Origin of the sequence: uncultured Maribacter sp., assembly GCF_947500405.1 — a bacterium.
In the GTDB taxonomy this organism is placed as follows: Bacteria; Bacteroidota; Bacteroidia; order Flavobacteriales; family Flavobacteriaceae; genus Maribacter_B.
In genome coordinates this window covers 1-1,913 of sequence record NZ_CANMRY010000033.1, presented here as the reverse complement: position 1 = coordinate 1,913, position 1,913 = coordinate 1, and the positions used below count along the sequence as shown (strand labels likewise).

The window sequence follows — 1,913 nt, the reverse complement described above, 5'->3', positions numbered from 1 at the left end:
AGGCCAAAAAGGGTAACAATGGCTATATTTCAAACTGGGCTAAGCGCTTTATCTATGTAAATTAATAATTTTAAAAAATCATCTCTGGCTGACTGGTTAGCGTATACTTTCCCAGTCCGAAATCATAGCCGGGACGTTGTAAAACATTTTGATGAAATTTATATCCACAATCATATTTACAGTTTTCATAACCTTTTTTTCATTTTCTCAATATTCTAAAGAGTATGAAATTTTGACTGAAAAGTTAATTGCAACAGATACTTTAAATTTTGAAGAGCTATACAAAAACGGAGAGATTAAGGAAAAGGGAACTGTTTTAACATATAAAGTTGGCGATTATTCTGCCGACTACTATTATGGAGATTATTATCAGTATTTCAGGAATGGACAAGTAAAAATGAAAGCCAAATTTGACCGATTTGGAAATTTGTTATCTCAAAAATGCTACTTAAACTTTGGTGGACTTTGCAGCGAATCAACGACCTTGGAAATTGATACAGAAACTACGGATTTGGAAGAGTTACTGCGGGTGGACGAAAAAACTAAAGTTATAAGTAATGACAAATTCTATAACTATTCAATGAAATTAGATAGTATGTATCTAAAGAAAGAGGGCAAAATGATTGGAAATAAAAAAATAGGAGTTTGGAAAATCTATTCTAGGACTGGAGAACTAATTGACGAAAAGCAGTACTAAAAAAACGTTTTACAACACAACCTATAAACAATACGGGCTTCGGGCCTAAACGAATGGTTTGCGTATTTTTATGAAGTCCGCAAAATCTTTGGGATTTTGCTTTGGACAAAAAAAAGAAAAAACAAAACCAAAAGATTTCGCTATGTGCGTGGCGGAAAGCAAACGCTAGTTTGCCCCCGTACTGTTCATAGCTCAACCGTTAGCATAAATACTGAAAAAATAAAACAGACCTTGAACATAGAGCAACTAATTGACAATAGAAATGAAAATCTATGGACAGAACTGAATCGGGAGCATTCAATTACCGTAGAACTTACAGATGAACCTCATTATGGCGTTTATTCAATAAATGATGAGTCAACTATCTATGTTACTAGAAACAACCTTAACATTGCTTCATTTACACACGAATTACTTCATATTCAAATTAGATTAAAAGAAATTTATTTTGGCCCAAGTTTCGAGCTTTTAGTAAGGGAAAGTCCTGAACTTTCTGGAATAATAACACAGCAGTTAACCGAACATATTGGAAACTGTATGTCGCATATTTTGATGCTTCCTACTTTTATAGAACTAGGATTTGATAAAAAAGAATTTATTGAGGACTATGATGAAAACAAATGCACAAAAAAAGAACTACAGGATTTAAAAGCTATTTACAAAGTGCGGGGTGTTTATAACGCAACGGCAATCGATTTTTACATAGCAAAATTTATAGCGATAAAAGCTGACCCTAAGCAACATATTAATTATCCAAAAGCATTAAGTGAATTAAAAAAACTCGATACGGGACTTTATAATATTCTGGAAAAGTGTGTTTTGGATTGGAAAAATATGCCATTGACAAAAGAGAATCCTTGGGACGATGACCATAATTCTATTTCTTTTGAACTTTTCGAAAGTTTATGTGAATGGACAAGAAACAAAATAATCGTGTAAAGTACTTATGCTAACAATGGCTATAGCAAATAGGGCATAAAGTTCTATATTTAAAGGCTTGGGCTTACTTGCTGAGTCCGCCAAATCTTTTGGATTTGGCAATTAAAAAAATAAAAATAATTACAAAACAAAAAGCTCTGGCTAGCAAACCAGACGGAAACAAAAAGTTTCCTTGCCTGCCCTACTTGCCATAGCCGAGCCGTTAGCCACAAGCAAAAAAACAAATAATTACCGTTTTGGTAACTTATTTTTATATCTTTGTATTAAAGAAATTTTG

2 protein-coding genes are annotated in these 1,913 nt (G+C 32.9%); both read left to right on the top strand.

Annotated features, from left to right (window positions below; translation table 11 throughout):
- Positions 1 to 151 precede the first annotated feature (151 nt).
- A complete protein-coding gene (locus Q0945_RS15790) occupies positions 152 to 697 on the top strand; it encodes a hypothetical protein (protein WP_299436561.1) in 546 nt (181 codons plus the stop codon).
- 96 nt (positions 698 to 793) lie between these two features.
- Entirely contained in the window at positions 794 to 1,636 is an 843-nt protein-coding gene (locus Q0945_RS15785; RefSeq protein WP_299436558.1) for a hypothetical protein, read from the top strand.
- Positions 1,637 to 1,913 lie beyond the last annotated feature (277 nt).

What these genes read in the sequence shown, in the direction of transcription:
- Q0945_RS15790 (WP_299436561.1), top strand. Translation starts at nt 152, where the DNA reads ATGAAATTTATATCCACAATCATATTTACAGTTTTCATAACCTTTTTT.